Origin of the sequence: Paucibacter hankyongi (assembly GCF_037482915.1) — a bacterium.
Taxonomy (GTDB): Bacteria; Pseudomonadota; Gammaproteobacteria; order Burkholderiales; family Burkholderiaceae_C; genus Paucibacter_A; species Paucibacter_A hankyongi.
This window is the reverse complement of the sequence record NZ_JBBHJX010000009.1, coordinates 96,160-110,526: the sequence shown is the minus strand read 5'-3', so window position 1 is coordinate 110,526 and position 14,367 is coordinate 96,160. Positions and strand designations below refer to the sequence as shown.

General features: G+C 63.9%; 12 protein-coding genes. 5 read left to right on the top strand and 7 right to left on the bottom strand.

Going from position 1 to position 14,367, the window contains the following annotated elements; translation table 11 throughout:
• Window position 1: 1 nt before the first annotated feature.
• Window positions 2-415 (bottom strand): hypothetical protein, encoded by a 414-nt coding sequence (locus WG899_RS14575; protein ID WP_339596371.1) that lies wholly within the window; start codon window positions 413-415, stop codon window positions 2-4.
• 337 nt (window positions 416-752) lie between these two features.
• Here WG899_RS14575 and WG899_RS14570 point away from each other — a divergent pair, with 337 nt between their 5' ends.
• Together WG899_RS14570 and WG899_RS14565 are read left to right on the top strand one after the other, a co-directional pair.
• On the top strand, window positions 753-890 hold the full coding sequence (locus WG899_RS14570; RefSeq protein WP_339596370.1) for a hypothetical protein: 138 nt from the start codon (window positions 753-755) through the stop codon (window positions 888-890).
• Between the two features lie 169 nt (window positions 891-1,059).
• Window positions 1,060-1,500, top strand: a complete 441-nt coding sequence (locus tag WG899_RS14565; RefSeq protein WP_339596369.1) for a YbaN family protein — start codon at window positions 1,060-1,062, stop codon at window positions 1,498-1,500.
• Between the two features lie 28 nt (window positions 1,501-1,528).
• Here WG899_RS14565 and WG899_RS14560 read toward each other — a convergent pair whose 3' ends face one another.
• The 3 genes from WG899_RS14560 to WG899_RS14550 all read right to left on the bottom strand — a co-directional run bounded on the left by WG899_RS14560 (window position 1,529) and on the right by WG899_RS14550 (window position 5,888).
• The gene (locus tag WG899_RS14560) at window positions 1,529-3,868 is read right to left on the bottom strand and encodes an ATP-binding protein (protein WP_339596368.1); all 2,340 of its coding nucleotides are present in this window, start codon (window positions 3,866-3,868) and stop codon (window positions 1,529-1,531) included.
• Between the two features lie 139 nt (window positions 3,869-4,007).
• On the bottom strand, window positions 4,008-5,201 hold the full coding sequence (locus tag WG899_RS14555; RefSeq protein WP_339596461.1) for a DNA polymerase Y family protein: 1,194 nt from the start codon (window positions 5,199-5,201) through the stop codon (window positions 4,008-4,010).
• 207 nt (window positions 5,202-5,408) lie between these two features.
• The gene (locus tag WG899_RS14550; protein ID WP_339596367.1) at window positions 5,409-5,888 is read right to left on the bottom strand and encodes a hemerythrin domain-containing protein; all 480 of its coding nucleotides are present in this window, start codon (window positions 5,886-5,888) and stop codon (window positions 5,409-5,411) included.
• Between the two features lie 382 nt (window positions 5,889-6,270).
• Here WG899_RS14550 and WG899_RS14545 point away from each other — a divergent pair, with 382 nt between their 5' ends.
• On the top strand, window positions 6,271-8,253 hold the full coding sequence (locus tag WG899_RS14545; protein ID WP_339596366.1) for a methyl-accepting chemotaxis protein: 1,983 nt from the start codon (window positions 6,271-6,273) through the stop codon (window positions 8,251-8,253).
• Window positions 8,254-8,284: 31 nt separating this feature from the next.
• Here WG899_RS14545 and argH read toward each other — a convergent pair whose 3' ends face one another.
• On the bottom strand, window positions 8,285-9,691 hold the full coding sequence (gene argH / locus WG899_RS14540; RefSeq protein WP_339596365.1) for an argininosuccinate lyase: 1,407 nt from the start codon (window positions 9,689-9,691) through the stop codon (window positions 8,285-8,287).
• A 228-nt stretch (window positions 9,692-9,919) separates the two neighbouring features.
• Between argH and WG899_RS14535 the strand changes: the two genes are divergently transcribed.
• Together WG899_RS14535 and WG899_RS14530 are read left to right on the top strand one after the other, a co-directional pair.
• A complete protein-coding gene (locus tag WG899_RS14535; RefSeq protein WP_339596364.1) occupies window positions 9,920-11,050 on the top strand; it encodes a sensor histidine kinase in 1,131 nt (376 codons plus the stop codon).
• A 47-nt stretch (window positions 11,051-11,097) separates the two neighbouring features.
• Entirely contained in the window at window positions 11,098-11,931 is an 834-nt protein-coding gene (locus WG899_RS14530; protein WP_339596363.1) for a LytR/AlgR family response regulator transcription factor, read from the top strand.
• A 9-nt stretch (window positions 11,932-11,940) separates the two neighbouring features.
• Here WG899_RS14530 and WG899_RS14525 read toward each other — a convergent pair whose 3' ends face one another.
• On the bottom strand, window positions 11,941-12,555 hold the full coding sequence (locus WG899_RS14525; protein WP_339596362.1) for a sensor histidine kinase: 615 nt from the start codon (window positions 12,553-12,555) through the stop codon (window positions 11,941-11,943).
• Window positions 12,552-14,246 (bottom strand): response regulator, encoded by a 1,695-nt coding sequence (locus WG899_RS14520; protein WP_339596361.1) that lies wholly within the window; start codon window positions 14,244-14,246, stop codon window positions 12,552-12,554. Before WG899_RS14520 ends, WG899_RS14525 begins: the two co-directional genes overlap by 4 nt.
• Window positions 14,247-14,367 lie beyond the last annotated feature (121 nt).

Genomic DNA, 14,367 nt, shown 5'->3' with positions numbered 1-14,367 from the left:
TCTAGGCGGGAATCAACACGCAGCGCACCCAGATTTTGCGTCTGGCGAAGCTCTCGAAGTTATTCAAAAACTCGGCCGCCGCGCTGTCGCTGTGCAGGTATTCAAAACCGTTGACGTCGAGCAGGGCCGTCAAGGACTCTGACCAAGCGCGCCGCAGTTGCGCGGTAAAGGGCTCGATGCCTTGCTGCTCATCGAGCAAGAGCTTCAGCTCGTAGTGCTTGGCCGTCAGCGGGGTTTCGGCAATCGACAGGATTTGCAAACCGCCCTTGCTGACATTGGCAATCACGCCGGCGTGGCCCTGTTGATCTTGTTCGGGTTTGAACACCCAGACCGGTACCTGTTCTCTTTGCACCGGGATCAGAAAGAACTCGACCCGCTGATCCTTGCGTTGGTCAATCGTTGCTTGTGGGTTCACGGGGGTACCAGCTTGGCTGAATGAAGCGAATATGCTGGCGCTATTGGGCCCTGCGCAGATGAACTCCGCGTGACAGCGGGCCACGAAATATGGGCAATAGGTGTTGCAGAGTCCGGCCTGCGCCGGTTTGCCATGCTGCGCCTGGTGTCTGGCGTCTGGCGGGTAGGCCATGTCAAAAAACGCGCCGAGTGTGCGATTTTTGGCCGACAAAACGGTCGTCAAGTACTAATCTGGACCTGACCTTTTGCAGCACAAATTGCTGCATTCGCAAGAGGCGCTCGCCGTGTGCGGTGTGGCCGTTTTTTCGTCGCGGATTCAAAAGCTTGGAGTGAAGACCATGTCAGTTGAAATCGACAAAACCGAACAGTCCTGGTTTGACCCGGTGTGGGTTCGTATCCCGGTGGTCTTGTTGGCGGGCTTGCTGGGGATTCTGGGCGTGCAACTGATCATGGACTGGCTGGCCCGAGTGCTTTGAACGGTGCACTCTCGCGCCTGAGTACTGCGGCCGGTTTTGCCGGCTGAAGTTCCACCGTTATGCCGGCCATCCGTGTCGTGGACGAACGACTCATCAGGAGCAACGCCACGCATCGCTGATGCCTGATGGCGAGCCCGACTCGGGGCGCAATCTGACTACACTGGCGGCGATGCCATCAAACGACTCTTCTTCCGCCGCCGCGCCAGCCACCGAGACCACTCAGGTCTTTCAGACGATCCGCCATCCGCTGTGGTGGCGCTTGCTGTGGTTGTTGGCCGGCATCAGCAGCTTGCTTCTGGGCATCATCGGCATCTTCGTACCCTTGCTGCCGACCACGCCCTTTGTCTTGTTGGCCGCGTTTTGTTTCTCTCGCGGTAGCACGCGCTGCGAGCGCTGGTTGCTTGAGCACCGGGTCTTCGGCCCGATGGTGCGTGACTGGCGAGCGACACGCGCCGTCCCGCTGCGCGCCAAGCAATTGGCCAGCGTGATGATGGCGTTTGGCTCCATCACCGCGGCCTTCAAGATGCCCCTGCATCTGGCCTGGTTGCCGGCCGCATGCTGCGCATGTGTGGCTTGGTGGCTGTGGCGCTTGCCGACACGCAAGCCCTGAGCCACCCGATATCAATGAGCTTTTCCGTTTAAGCCTTGCTGTCGAGCGGCAGGCGCAGCCTGACGCACAGGCCGCGTTCGGTCGCCGGCAACTCGATGCTGCCGTTCAGGCGCTGCATCAGGTTCTGCACGATATACATGCCTAGACCCGAGCCGCCCTTGCCGCGCTTGGTGGTGAAGAAGGGCTCGAACATGCGCGCCCGCACCGCCGCGCTGGCCCCAACCCCGTCGTCCGCCACATCGAGCACGATTTGGCGAGCCTCCAAGCGGGCCGTGATAGTGATCAGCCCGCCCTGGCGGTTTTCAAAAGCATGGCTGATGCAGTTCATGATCAGGTTCGACAGCACCTGAGTCAGCAAGCCCGAGGCCATGCGCAGTTCGATATCGGGGTCGATCTCAACGCTGATGTTGACGGCGGCCTTGCGGATGGCCGGGCTCAATACCGACAACACGCTGTGCACATATTCGGCCAGCCTGAACTCGATGACGGCCTCCGAGGCTTGATCGACCGCCACTTTTTTGAAGTTGCCGATCAGCGTGGCGGCGCGCTCCAAATTGCGCTCCACCAGCGGGACGCCCGCACTCAGGCGAGTGGAGAGTTGCTGTAACTCATTGCGGCTGACCTTTTCGCTCAGCAGTAACTGGGCCAGGCGCTGTGCCACCTCGGCCAGGCTGGAGGCCGCCGTGACCGCCACGCCGATGGGCGTGTTGACCTCGTGGGCCACGCCTGCCACCAAGCGGCCCAGCGCATCGGCCTTCTCCTGTTCCATCAAGGCCTGGGTTTGCTGGGACTGGGCCAGATCCAGACCGAGCAGCAGCCGCTCGTAAATCTTGGCCAGGTAGGCGGCATGAAATTGATCGAGCTTGGACCAGGCTCGGGTCTGTTGCGTTTGCACCAGCCACAGCACCGCGCGCAATTGTTGTTGGACAAACAACGGAATTTCGATGCGCGAGAGCGCCGGCTTCCCGGCGGCTATGGTCTGCAATTCCTCGGCGCAGGGGTGCAAGCTCATATCGCCCAACACGAGGGGTTCGCGTTGCTGCGTCAGCAGGCGCAGATAGCCGGCTTGATGCGCACTGCTCAGTTCGGCACAGGGTTCGGCCGCGTTCGGGCTTGCTTCGGTGAGTGCGGCGAAGCTTGACGCTGAAACACCGGCGATGCCGTGCTGCAGTTGAAAACGGTCCGGCTGCTCGTCGGCCCACCAGAATTGCACCGCGTCCAGCGACAAGATCTCACGCACCTTGTTGCCCAGTTCCAAGGTGGCCGCGAGCAAGTCGTCGCGGCTGTTCAGCGGCCATTGCTGGTTCGACAGATCCAACAGCATCACCTCCGGTGGTTTGCGGGACAGGTCGTAATGCGCCAGCTTGGAGAGCCGCTCGGGCAAGCCTAGTTGCTGCGTCTCGGTCAGCAGGGTCAGGTGTTGCCAGAGGTGTTGCAGTGCCTCATTCAAATTGCCCTGTGATTGAAGCAGGTGGGCCAATTGCAGATGAGCCTGACTTTCTTGCGTGCGTGACTGAATCCGCTGCGCCTGCTCCAGGCTGAATTTGGCGCTCAGCAAGGCCTGACCCTGGTCACCTTGGGCCCAGGCGATTTCGGTCAAGGTCTGGCTGGCCACGCTTTCAAGCCAGGCATGGTTCAGTTGCGCCGCCAAGGCCAGGGCCAGCCGGCACTCAAAGGAGGCGGTGTCCATTTGCCCGCGCTCCTTGGCGGCGCGGGCCAACTGCCAATGGGCTTCGGCGACGAATTCGCGGTGGCCGCCACGCTGGGCCGCGGCCATGCCTTTTTGAAACTGTTGTTCGGCCTCTTCGATCTGCGCGTTTTCGAAGTTACCGACGCCCAGATTGATCGCCAGTTTGGCCTCTAGATAGCTGTCATCTAAATTCTCTAGCAGCAGGGCGGCGTCGCGGTGAAAGCGTCGACCGTTGTCCCAGGCGCCGAGGGCGTAATGGATCTGGCCCAGGCCGATGCGGGCGGCGACGCCAACTCGGGTGTCGCCGGCCAAGACCGAGAGATCGACCGCCCGCGACCATTTCTCGGCTGCCTCCAGGTAGTCGCCGAGTTGGTAGGCGATGCGGCCCAGCGCCTCCAGCAGGCGGGCTGATTGTTCGTGCAGGCCAGCTTGCGTGGCCTGTTGTTGGGCCAGGCCCAGTGCGCCCCGCAATTGCGCGCCGCGGCCGCGGTGCTCCAGCAGATTGAAGTGGGCGTACAGGGCGTCAAAAGCCAGATCCAGGCGCCCCGCTTGTCTGGCCTGCGACTCCAGCGTTTCATACAGACGCAGGGCTTGACGTGGGTGGCGCTGCGCGACGCGAGCCAAGCGGCTCAGCCACGGAGTTTTTGGATCTTGCACATATTGATCTGAGGGGCTCACGAGTTCCTCTCTGTGGGTCGCGCCTGATGCATGACCTGGGCAAGGATAGCGGCGTGCGCCGCTTTTGTCTGCCCGGTCTAGCGTGGGGCTGTTGCGCGCTTGTTGCGTCGCACTGGCGAGCCAAACCCGAAGGAGGAGCTTAAAACAGCGCCAGGTTTTGCGGTCGTTCAGCCGCGGCTATGTCTGTGGGCTTGCGGGCGCTGCGCCGCTTGGCGGCCGGCTCGGCCTCGCCGGGGCGGCTCAGGCCGCCCACGCGCACGCCCAGCAACCGGATTCGTTTGTCCAGCGCCACCCGTTTCAGGCAAGCGCCGGCGGCCCGGCGGATGGCTTGCGCGTCCTGCGTCGGCAAGTCCAGAGTCAGGTCGCGCGTGACGGTGTGGAAACCCTCGAAGCGCAGCTTCAGGCCGATCGTGCGGCCCTGATAGCCCTTGCGCACCAGGTCGCCGGCCAGCTGTTCACACAAGCGGGTGAAGATGCCACCGAGCTCGGCCCGGTCCTGCACCGCATGTAGATCGCGCTCGAAGGTGGTTTCGCGGCTGATGCTGACCGGTTCGCTGTGCGTCACCACCGGCCGGTTGTCCCGGCCATGCGCGGCCTCGTGCAGCCAGGCGCCAAAGCTCTTGCCAAACTGGGCGATCAGCATCTGCGGGTCGGCGCCGGCCAATTGCTCGACGCTTTCAATTTCCAGCGTCAACAGCTTGGCGGCGGCCTTGGGTCCGATGCCATTGACTTTGCGCACGCCCAGCGGCCAGATGCGTGCGGGGATGTCCTCAGGCGCCAGCAGCAGCGTCAGGCCGTCCGGCTTGTCCAGGTCTGAGGCAATCTTGGACAGCAGCTTGTTGGGCGTGATGCCGATCGAACAGCTCAGACCGGTGGCGCGCGTCACCGAGTTTTTGATCTCGCGCGCAACGGCGCGCACGCCGCCCAGCGGGTCATGCCCGACCGGTTCACGGATGCCGGGGATATCGCTCAGATCGATGTAGATCTCGTCGATACCCCGGTCCTCGATCACCGGCGCCAGCTCGGCCACGGCCGCCTTGAACAGGCGCGAGTAATGGCGATAGGCCTCGAAATCGGTGGGCAACAGAATCGCGTCGGGCGCCCGCAGGGCCGCCTTCATCAGCCCCATGCCGGAGAAGACGCCGAGATCACGCGCTGCATAGGTGGAGGTGGTGATGACGCCGCGACCGGTGTAGTCGCGCAGCCGGGCGTAGCGGCGGCTGCCGTCGGCCAAGGTCTGCGGCTCATGGCTGCGCCGACCGCCGATCACGACGGCCTGCCCCTTCAGATCCGGATAGCGCAGCAGTTCCACCGAGGCGTAGAACGCATCCATGTCCAGATGCGCAATCAGGCGCTCGGGCAACACCGAAGCGCTCGCCGTGGCGGCAGGGGCGGCTGCGGTGAGGGTGGCGTCAGTGGAGTGGGAAGGCAGGGCGGCCATGCCGCATTGTCGGTCCTGCCTGCTGACAGTGCTTGTCAGCAGGGGCGCAGCCAGCAGCGGCGATGGTGCCGCATCAAAGTCCGCGCTAGGCGGCGGAGCTTAGGCGCAGCTATTGCTGCCGCAGGAGCTGATGGGCGCCTCGGCCGTGGGCGGCGGGTTGGTCATCAGGCCGGTCTCGGGGTCAAAGCCGAGCTGCTTCATGTGAAAGACCAAGGACGCGTCCATCATGTCGACATGGCTGGGCAGCCAGCTGGCCAGCTCGGGCAGCAGATTGCGCATCGGCTCCAGGTCTTGCTCGGCATGGGTATGCACCAGCACTTGGCGCATCACGTCCAGCACCATCGCGTGCTGCTTGCTGTGGCAGTTGTCCGGGGCAAAACCGGTCGCCGCCATAAAGCCTTCTTCCATGGCGAAATGCGCCTCGGTGTGTTGCAGCAGGCGTTGGTAGATCGGCAAGGCGCTGTCGCAGCTTTGCAGGTTCTGGCTCAGCTCGTTCATCAGATCGATGAACTCTTGGTGGGTTTGATCAATCTGCGGCTGATGCAGGGTCAGCTCGTCGTTCCAGGTCAGGGTACTCATGGGGTCAGAAGGGTAGCGCAGTGAGGCTGGATTTTGCCTGCTGGCTTGAGTTCGGTTTGGGCTCGGTTTGCGCCAAGTCAAGCTTTGGCGTCGGCAGACGGCATGTGCTTCAGACCCTGCCGCATATGCAGCTGAGATGGCGCAGACATTTGGATTGACTGACGATGCGTTCCCCTTCGCGATGCACGCCTGTGCGCATATCGCGCGCAACGTAGGTCGAACGGATCATGTTTGTGGCGGCCTGATGAAGAAGGCTGTGGCCTACCGGCCATCTCCCTTCGTGGCCGGGCGGGAACGCTGACAACATGCCGGCGCCGCAATGCTTGGGCGTGGCTCGTGCCACCGGCATCGCAGGCGAAAAAACAATGGTGGGAATGCAGCAATGGATCATCAAAGAACGGCGCTGGAGCCGAGTGGGCTGGAATTTTTTCGACATCACGGGATCTGGGCGCTCGGCGTGCGCCTGTTTCGGCATCTGAGCTTTCGGGCCAAGGCGATTTGCATCAGCCTGGCCTTTGGTGTGCCCATCCTGCTGCTGAGTCTGTGCTTTTTGCAAAATCAGCAGGCACAGCTGGATGTGCTGCGCAAGGAGCGCGCCGGTGTACGGCTGATGCACGACTTGCAACCGGTTTTACTGGGCCTCTTGGAAGCCCGCAACGCGACGCGAGCCATGCTCGGTGGCTATGAGGCGGGAGCGGCCGATCTGCAGCAGGCCCGCGGACAGGTAGACCGCGCGCTGCGGCGCTTGCAGGGTGAGGAGGCGGCGGTGGTGGCCGAGCTGGGCCTGCAAGAGCAGATCAATCAACTGCAAACAGCCTGGCGGGCCAGCGCGGCGGGGGAGCGCGGCGTTGACGCGCAGGGACGCACCGTGTTCGGGCCGGTGTCCGAGGCGGTGGTGCGTTTGCTGCAAGGTGTGGGCGACAACGCGCGCCTGGTGCTGGACCCCGAGCTTGATAGCTTTTATCTGATCAATGCCTTGGTACTGACGCTGCCCAAGATGGCCGAGGATCTGGGCCAGCTGTGGGGCTGGTCCAGCTACGGCGTTGGCCGGGGAGGGCTGAGCCTGGAGGAGTTCCGTCGCTATGCAGTCTGGGATGCCGGCGTCATCAGCGGCATGCAGGCTTTGCGGGGTCATCTGGAGCGCGCCAGCAAGGCGCGGCCGGCCTTGGCCCAGCGTGTGGATGTGGGGCTGCTGGACCAGGTGCAGGCCTATCGCGCCAGCGTCAGCGACCCCTCGCAACTGTTGGCCAATGCGGTCGAGCCGGCGGAGGCCTATGCGATGGGCAAACAGGCGCTGCGGCAATGCATGGCCCTGGCCGACAGCGGTATGCAGGCGCTCGACGAGGTGCTGGCCGAGCGTGAAGGCAAGTTAAGCCTGCTCTTGCGCGGCCTGGTGGCGCTGACCCTGGGCTGCGTGCTGTTGGGCTTCTACATGTTTCACTCGTTTTTCCTGGTCGTCGATGGTGGGCTGAAGGAGGTGCGTCGCCATCTGCTGGCGATGACGGCCGGCGATTTGACGACGCGCCCCGAGCCCTGGGGCCGCGATGAGGCAGCGCGCCTGATGCTGACGCTGCGGGACATGCAGCAGTCGCTGTGCTTGATCGTCTCCAGCGTGCGGGACGGTTCGCAAACCATTCTGAAGGCCAGCGAACGGATGGCGCATGGCGCACGCGAACTGTCCAACCGGGCCGAGCAGAGTGCCGAGCGCTTGCAGCAGTCGGCCTCGGCGATGGAACAGATCTCGGCCACGGTTCAACACACGGCCGCGCATGCGGCGCAGGCCGAAGGCATGGCGCGTGACAACGCCACCGTGGCTCAAAGCGGCAGCAACCAAGTCAATGGCGTGATGGGCAGCATGAGCGGCATCGAGCAAACCTCGGGGCGTATGGAGGACGTGATCGGCCTGATCGACAGCCTGGCTTTTCGCACCAATATCCTGGCGCTGAATGCCGCGGTGGAGGCCGCCCGTGCCGGTGAGCAAGGGCGCGGTTTTGCGGTGGTGGCGGCTGAGGTGCGGGCGTTGGCGCAGCGCTCGGCATCGGCCTCACAGGACATCCGCTCGCTGATCCGCGCCAATCTGGACTGTGTGGACGCAGGCAGCGCCGAGGTCCGTGTGGCCGGGGCCACCATGAGCCAGATTGAACAAAGCGCTTATCAGATGAAGCAATTGCTTGAAGAGATCGCTCGCGGTGCGCAGGAGCAGCGCATGGGGGTGGCCGAGGTGGGCGCCTCGGTGCAGCAACTCGACCTTTTGACTCAGCAAAATGTCGGCTTGGTGGAGCAAAGCGTGGCTGCTTCGCTGGAGTTGCAGCAGCAAGCCGGCGCCCTGGTGCAGGGCGTGGCTCGCTTCAGATTGCCGGTTTGAGTTCGCCCGGCCCGGCCCGGCTCGGCTGTGTTCAGCCCAGGCGGGCGCGGTGGCGTGCCACCTGCGCCCGGACTTGGGCCGGCGCGGTGCCGCCCAGGATGTTGCGGGCATTCAGTGAGCCGCGCAGCGACAGCACCTCGAACACATCCTCGCCAATGCGGGCATCAAATTTTTGCAGCTCGGCCAGGGGCAGGGCGGACAGGTCCAGCCCGGTGCCGATGGCGGTCTTGACCGCGTGGGCCACGATTTCGTGCGCATCGCGGAAGGCCAGGCCCTTTTTGACCAGATAGTCGGCCAGGTCGGTCGCGGTGGCATAACCCTTCAGCGCAGCGCGCTCCATCGCCTCGGGCTTGACGCTCAGGCCGCCCATCATCTCGGCAAAGATGCGCAGCGTGTCCTTGAGCGTGTCGACCGTGTCGAACAGCGGCTCCTTGTCTTCCTGGTTGTCCTTGTTATAGGCCAGCGGCTGGCCCTTCATCAGGGTGATCAAGCCCATCAGATGGCCGACCACCCGGCCGGTCTTGCCACGCGCCAGTTCCGGCACGTCGGGGTTTTTCTTCTGCGGCATGATGGAGGAGCCGGTGCAGAAGCGGTCGGCCAGGTCGATGAAGCCAAAGCTCTGGCTCATCCACAGAATCAATTCTTCGCTCAGGCGCGAGATGTGCACCATCACCAGCGATGCGGCGGCACTGAACTCGATCGCGAAGTCACGGTCGCTGACGGCGTCCAGGCTGTTCTGGCAGACCGCTTCCATGCCCAAGGTCTTGGCCACACGCTCGCGGTCCAGCGGGTAGCTGGTGCCGGCCAAGGCGGCCGCGCCCAGCGGCAGGCGGTTGACGCGGCGACGCACATCGGCCATGCGCTCGGCATCGCGAGCGAACATTTCGACATAGGCCAAGAGGTGGTGACCAAAGGCCACCGGCTGCGCTACTTGCAAATGTGTGAAACCGGGCAAGATGACCTCGGCGTTCTTCTCGGCCACATCGATCAGGGCCAGTTGCAGCGCGCTCAGCAGCGTGCTCAATTCGTCGATCTCGCCGCGCAGCCACAGGCGCACATCGGTGGCCACCTGGTCATTGCGGCTGCGGCCGGTGTGCAGGCGCTTGCCTGCCAGGCCGACCAATTCGGTCAGGCGGGCCTCGATATTCAGGTGCACATCCTCCAGATCGAGCTTCCACTCAAACTGCCCGGCCTCGATCTCGGTCTTGATCTGGGCCATGCCGCGCTGAATCGACGCATGGTCCTCCGCACTCAAGATGCCCTGTGCATGCAGCATCTCGGCATGGGCCAGGCTGCCCTGAATGTCGGCCGCCCACATACGCTGATCGAAGAACACGCTGGAGGTGTAGCGCTTGACCAGATCACTCATCGGCTCGGAGAAGAGCGCGGACCAGGCTTGGGCTTTGTTGGCGAGGGGATTGTTCGAGATCGAGGACATGGCGGCGGGCTTAGGGCGATGAAGGCGGAGGGCGCAGGGACTGTGGATTGGCGATATTGGGCGGCAGAGTGGCTGTCGATCGGTTGATGACCGGCGAGCGATGGGCGCCCAACCGGAGGTTTTGCCTCCCGACAGGTGCGGCCAATGGCTGACAATTCGGCGCAGGGCGATTCTATCGACCCGGGCCGCTCTTGCGGCCGCGATCCCAGGCTCAAGTCCAAGGCAGGCATGGCAGCATCAAACAACCCGACACCGAAGCAAACGCGCCACACGCAGCCGCAAGACACGGGCTGGCCGGCCAGTGTGGGAGAGAACAGCCTGTTCGGGCCCAGAAGCGGCGTCGGTGAAGGGGGGGCGCAGGGGGCGCTTCAGCCGCTGTTTGATCCGGAGCGCGTCTTTGACATCTGCCATGTCGGCCTGGTGCTGCGGGCGGTCTTGGGCGTTCAGGGCTTGTTGGCTTTGGGGCTGGCGCTGGCGGCGCGCGATCTGACGCAGTGGATGCAGGCTCTGGCGGTCGGCACGGTGGTCACCATCTCGGCCGTGCTCTTGTGGCTGCTCTTGGTTTGTGCCGCCAAGCGGCCCCTGGGACGGCTGGCCGAGCCCTGGCAGTGGCTGTTGCTGATGGGCTTGGGTTCGGTGTGTGCCTCGCTGGGCTGGCAGTTGCTGAACTTGGCCAACGAGGAGCCCAGTGGCGCTTTCCGCCTGTTCAGCCTGGCGCTGGCCGGGGCCGTCACGGCAGGACTGTTATTGGCTTGGCTGAAGCAGCGCGAGCGCCTGCAGCGGCCCGCTGATGCGATGGCGCAACTGGTGGAGTTGCAGGCACGCATCCGGCCGCACTTTTTGTTCAACACCCTCAATAGCGCGATAGCGCTGGTGCGCCTGGATCCGCAAAAGGCCGAAGGCCTGCTGGAGGATTTGAGCGAGCTGTTCCGGGTGGCTCTGGCTGATTCAAGCGCGGTGGTCAGCCTCGATGAAGAAATCGAGCTGGCGCGGCGTTACCTCGATATTGAGCAGATCCGCTTTGGCGAGCGCTTGCGCATCCGCTGGCAGCTCGACCCGGCGGCCGGTGCGGCCCGCGTGCCGCCCTTGTTGCTGCAGCCGCTGGTGGAGAATGCGGTGCGTCACGGTGTGGAGCCCAACGATGGCGGTGGCGACCTGGTCATCAGCACCCGGCGTCAGGGCAGCGAGGTTGAAATTTTGGTCGTCAACAGCATCGGCTTGCCGGCGCGCACCTCGGGGCACGGTCTGGCCCTGCGCAATGTGCGTCAGCGGCTGCGCCTGATGCATGATGTGGCGGCACGATTTGAACTGAGCCGTGAGCCGGGGCGCTTTTCTGCGCGCATTGTGTTGCCCCGTTGAATGGCCGCGATGCTTGCGAAGGCCTTGATTTCAGGAGACCGGAAGACATGACGCTTGCGTCTGCACTCAAAGTACTGTTGGTGGATGACGAGCCCTTGGCGCGCTTGCGTCTGCGCAGCTTGCTGGAGGCCTGCGTCGACCCGCGCGCGGTGGTGGAGGCTGAGGCGGCCTCGGCTTCGCAGGCCCTGACTTGGCTTCATGAGCATGCCTGCGATCTGATCTTGCTGGACGTGCAAATGCCCGGCCCGGACGGCCTGCAATTGGCCGAAACCTTGCGACTACAAGCCGAGCAGGGTGGGCGCGTACCGGCTGTGGTCTTTGTGACCGCCCATGCCGAACATGCGCTGCGCGCTTTTGACCTGGAAGCGATCGATTACCTGACCAAGCCGGTGCGTCGCGAGCGCCTGCAAGCCGCCCTGCAACGGGTGGCGCAGCGCTTGGCCGAGCGTACGGCTGCGCATTCGCAGCAAACAGCCCAGGCCGGCAGCGAGGAGGCCGATGATGCGGCCTTCATCAATGTCAGCGACCGGGGGCGGTTGGTGCGCGTGCCGCTGGCCGAGGTGCTGTACTTCAAGGCCGAGCTCAAGTACCTGACCCTACGCACCGCAAGCCAAAGCTTGGTGATGGACGGCAGCTTGTCCGAACTGGAACCGCGCCTGGGGGACCGTTTTTTGCGCGTGCACCGCAATGCCTTGGTCGCCAAGTCCGCCGTGCGCGAGTTGCAGCGCCATGCGGCCAGCGCCGGTGGCGATGATGAGTTGGCCGGCGCGGATGCGAGCGAAGGCTGGGCCGTGCGCATTGCCGGCGTCAATGTTTGGCTGGCGGTGTCCCGGCGCCAAGTGGCGGCGGTGCGCGAAGCCTTGGCGGCGCAGGGCGACTGAGCTCTGCGCTCAGGGCAGCCAAATTTCGAAACGGGTGCCCTGGCCTTGTGGCCGTGCTGCCAACGTGACGCGGCCTTGCCGTTCGCCGTTGTGATGGGCCCGCGCCACCGCGGCACACAACTCCATCCCCAAGCCGGTGGAGGAGCGGCTGGAGGGGTCTGTGGCACCCAGTCCCAGCCCATCGTCTTCGACCGACATCACCAGGTAACCGTCTACCTGGGCAGCGTTCAGGCAAACGTCACCGCGCGCGAAGCGCCAGGCGTTGTGCAGGGCCGCCTCCATGGCCAGTAACACCAGCCTCGCGTCGAAATACCAGAATGGCGGAGCGGCGCTATCGGGGGCGATGCGCAGCGGCGCGCCGTCCGGACGGCTGTCAACCCGCAGCAGTTTTTGCAGAAACTCTTGCGGTGACTCGTCGGCGCACTGGGCGTACATCTGCTTGTCGGCCGAGCCATACAGGGTCAAGTAGGCGATCAGGCGCTGGCGCAGCTGGGCGCAGTGCTGGTGGGCGCGGTGGGCGCGCGGTCGGTCGGGCTCGGCCTGCAGCAGGCTCAGCTCGGCTTCCAGCACGCCAAGCTGGTTCTTGACGTCATGGACAAAGAGGGCCAACAACTCCCTGTTCATGGGCTCAGCTTGCCCAGCGTGGAGTTGCTCGTGGCGCCGCGTGCCGCGCTGATGTCAAAGGCAGCATTGCCCTGCAGGGCGGCCAGCGTCTCGCGCAGGTAGCGGCGCATCTGCGCGACGCGGTCATTGGCCGGCAGCAGTTTTTCCAACCGAGCCAGGTAGTCTCGCACCTGGTTGACGCGCTTGTCGTCGAGCGCCTTTTTCAAGCGCAGCGACATGCAATTCATCTGCGCGCATTCCAACAGCACGGTGGTGTTATCCGGGTATTCGGCCAATTCAGCTTCAATCGCCTGCAGCGCATCATCCAACTGGCCATTGCGCAGCAGCCGTTTGGCCTCATGCAGCCGGGTTTTCAGACCCTGCGTGGCGGCGTGCACCATCACTTCAATCTGCTCGGCGTGGCCGGTGTCGGTCAGGGCCTTGCAGATCAGCTGCTGCATGCGGGTGTTTTCATGGTCGGCGCTGACCGATTGGCGCAGCAGCGCCAGGCCCGCGTCGACCTGGCCGGTCTGCAGCGCTGCGCGCGCCACCGCCACGGTGGCAAAGTCGGCCTTGCCATGGCGCAGGCCCGCCAGGGCTTGGGCGGCTTCCTTCTGGGCCTTGTCGGTCTCGCCCAAGAGCGCGTGGGCCTGGGCACGCAGGGCCTGCACCACCATATCGAATTCGGGCTTGTGCAGACCACGCAAGGCGTTTTCGTGCAAGGTTTCAAGCGCTTCCTTGGCCTCGCCGATGTCGATCTGGGTTTGCGCCAGCGTCAGCAGATCTTGCGGGTTGGCGGTCATGGCGCCTTGGCTGGACTTCAAGGCCTTGGTTAAACAGGACTTGGCAGTGGCCAAATCGTCATTCCGGTAAGCGCTTTCGGACAGCACACGCAGGCGTTTGGCCGAGGGCACCACCTGCGCAGCTTGTTTGAGGGCGCTGAGTGCGCCGGCTGCGTCCCCGAGCGCTTCCAGCGAGCCGGCCAGCAGATCAAACGCCGCCAGGCATTTGGCGCCGTCGCGGCTTTCCAAAATTTCTTCCGCCAGCCGTTTCGATTCTTCGAACTTGCCGCTGGCCTTGGCGGCGCGAGCCATGCCAATCTGCGCCCACATCAGGCCGTCGCGCAGGCTGAGCGCGTCTTGGTAGACCTTTTTGGCGTCATCTGGGCAACCCAGGTCGAGCAAGACCTGACCCTTGATCTGCAGCGCATGCATGAACCAGCGGTCTTTTTTGGCCAACAAGGTGTCACAGGCGGCCAAGGCAGCGGCCAGGTCTTTCTTGTTCAGCTGGCGGTTGATCTCGAGCAGGGCTTGGCGCTTGTCGAGTTGGTTCTTCAGTCGGTCTTCAATGTCGCCGGCCGTGATTGGCTTGAGCAGATAGGCGTCCGGCATATGCTCGCTGGCAGCGGCTACCGAGTTGTAGTTGCTCTCGGCGGTGATCATGAAGAACAGGCAATCGGGCGTCAGCACCTGCTGTTCACGCAGCAACTCGAACAGTTGCTGGCCATCGGTGCGATGGTTCAGGTTGTAGTCACACAGGATCAGGCCATAGGGCTTGGCGCGAATCATGCGCAGGGCGTCTTCGGCGGAGCCGGCGGCGTCGATCTTGCCAATGCCCAACATGCCCAACTGACCACGCAAGGTGGTTTGCTGGGTGGCCATATCGTCCACCACCAGCGCTTCGATGCGGGAATACGGAGTCTCGACGTGCATGTCCTGCCCTTATCGCTGATCAATTCGCCCCGTCTTGGGCAAGTGTCCCAAGGCAAGTCGAGTCAACTGTTGTTGCTTGCAGGCTTGAGCTTACCGGAGGTGCCGCTGTGCCGGTGCGGCG